Below are 1,940 nucleotides of genomic sequence, written 5' to 3'. Positions count from 1 at the left end.
GACGAACGCCGTGACGTCGCGGTCCCGGGTGAGTTCGTGCAGGTGCCAGGCCGCGGTCGCCTTCGGCGCGAAGACGCGCTCCAGGTGTCCGCGGGTCTGACCCGCCAGGACGGCGTCGTCGATCGTGCCGGCGCAGTGGACCACCGCGAGCGGCCGGTCGGTGGGTACGGCGGCCAACGCTGCGGCGATCTGCGCGCGGTCGGTGAGATCGCAGGCCAGCTGGGTGACCTCGGCGCCCTCCGGCTGCGGCGCGTTGCCGTGCCGGCTGACCAGCACGAGCCGGGTCGCGCCGTGGTTCTGGACCAGGTGGCGGGCGACCAGACCGCCGAGCGTCCCGGCAGCTCCGGTGATCAGGACGGTGCTCGCCCCCCAGTCCGGGGCGGCGTTCGTCCCGGTGGGCGCGGGGACGAGCCGGGGAACAAGGAGCTCTCCCTGGCGGAGGGCGAACTCCGCCTCGCCGCCGGACAGGGCGTACGGAAGGGCCTGCCACGACCGCTCGTCGTCGTCGAGGTCCACCAGCACGATGCGGCCCGGCTGTTCCGTCTGTGCGGCGCGCACCAGCCCCCACACCGCGGCGCCTGCCGGCGAGGGGTCGCCGTCCACGGCGACCGCACGGGAGGTTACGACCACGAGGGTGCGTTCCCCGGTGTGGGACCGCAGCGTGTCCAGCACGTCCGCGGCCGTCACCAGCGCGTCCTCGGGATCGAGGCTGCCACCGTTGTCCACCCGCACGACGCTGTGGGTGGCCTCCGGCGCCTCGTCCTCCGCCCCCGGCACGGTGAACTCCGTGGCGGTGCCGGAGAGTTTCCGCGGGAGCCAAGCCTGCTCGAAGAGCGACTGCCGTCCGTCGGTGAACCGGGCGCCGGCGATCTTGCGCATCGTGAGGCGGTCGACCTCCGCGACCGGACGGCCCTCGTCGTCGGCGATGCGCAGGGCGATCGCGTCCTCGCGCAACGGCGACAGAACGGCCCTGAGGCGGTTGGCACCGCGCAGGTGCACGGTTACGCCTGCCCAGGAGAACGGCAGCCGCGCGTGGCCGTCCGCGCCGAACATCCGGTCGACGCCGACTCCGTGCAGGACCGAGTCCAGCAAGGCAGGGTGCACGCCGAAACCGGAGTCCTGGTCCTCGGTCCCAGGCAGTTCCACCTCCACCGCGACGTCCTCGCCGACCCGCCAGGCGGCGCGCAGCCCCTGGAAGAAGGGACCGTAGTCGAGACCGGCGGCCGCGAACTCGGCGTAGACGTCCGACACGGGCAGCCCGGTCGCTCCCGGCGGAGGCCAGGCGGTCAGGGACCACGACGGCTCCGCGGGCTGCCCGTCACCGATGGTGCCGACGGCGTGCAACTGCCACGGGGTGTCCTCGTCAGGCCGGGAGTGGACGGACACGAGCCGCTTGCCGTCGGCACCCGGCTCGCCCACCGCGACCTGGAGGTCCACCGAGCCCTCTTCGGGCAGCACCAGCGGGCTCTCCAGCGTGAGCTCCTCGAAACCGCTCCGTCCCGACCGTTGCGCGGCGTGGAGCACCAGCTCCACGAAGGCGGTACCGGGGAAGACGATCACGCCGGCGACGACGTGGTCGGCCAGCCACGGATGGGAGGCGACGGAGAAGCGACCGGTGAGCAGCACGCCGCTGCTGTGTGCCAGATCCACGCTCGATGCGAGCAGCGGGTGCTCGGACCGGGCTCCCCGCTGGTGCATGGCCGAAGCGTTCGGCCAGTAGCGGTGGTGTTGGAAGGGGTAGGTGGGGAGGGGGGTGGTGTGGGGTTTGGTGTGGGCGTAGTAGGCGTGCCAGTTGATGGGGGTGCCGTGGGTGGTGAGGTGGGCGAGGGCGGTGGTGATGGTGTGGGTTTCGGGTTGGTTCTTGTGGAGGCTGGTGAGGGCGTGGGTGGGGAGGTGGGGGGTGAGGGAGGCGGTGGGGCCTATTTCGAGGTAGGTGGTGG

General features: G+C 72.6%; 1 protein-coding gene. It reads right to left on the bottom strand.

The window, feature by feature from the left end; genetic code table 11:
- A partial coding sequence (locus IF30_RS0140155; RefSeq protein WP_030248010.1) for a type I polyketide synthase occupies nt 1-1,940 on the bottom strand: 1,940 nt, incomplete at both ends.

It is taken from the genome of Streptomyces sp. NRRL S-350, from assembly GCF_000719705.1.
Classification (GTDB): Bacteria; Actinomycetota; Actinomycetes; order Streptomycetales; family Streptomycetaceae; genus Kitasatospora.
The sequence above is the reverse complement of the archived record's forward strand: the minus strand, read 5'-3'. Positions and strand labels throughout refer to the sequence as shown.